The organism is Streptomyces sp. NRRL S-1022 (genome assembly GCF_000720135.1).
Lineage (GTDB): Bacteria > Actinomycetota > Actinomycetes > Streptomycetales > Streptomycetaceae > Streptomyces.
The window spans coordinates 1-295 of record NZ_JOIU01000192.1 but is presented as its reverse complement, the minus strand read 5'-3'; the positions used below and the strand labels follow the sequence as shown (position 1 = coordinate 295).

1 protein-coding gene is annotated in these 295 nt (G+C 71.2%); it reads left to right on the top strand.

Annotation, left to right across the window (positions count from 1 at the left end; translation table 11 throughout):
- The coding region (locus IG05_RS43360; protein ID WP_037816073.1) for an acyltransferase domain-containing protein at positions 1–295 on the top strand (295 nt) is incomplete at both ends.

Genomic DNA, 295 nt, shown 5'->3' with positions numbered 1-295 from the left:
ACTCTTCCGGCTCCTGCAGTCCTGGGGCATCACCCCCGACCACGTCGCCGGCCACTCCATCGGCGAACTCGCCGCCGCCCACACAGCCGGCGTCTTCTCCCTCACCGACGCCGCCCGACTGGTCACCGCACGCGGACGACTCATGCAAGCCGCCCCCGAGGGCGGTGCGATGGCCGCCATCCAGGCCACCGAGGATGAGGTCACCGCTGCACTCACCGAGGAACCGGGCGTCATCGCGGTGGCCGCGGTCAACTCACCGCTGTCCACGGTCGTCTCCGGTGACACCGCAGCGGTG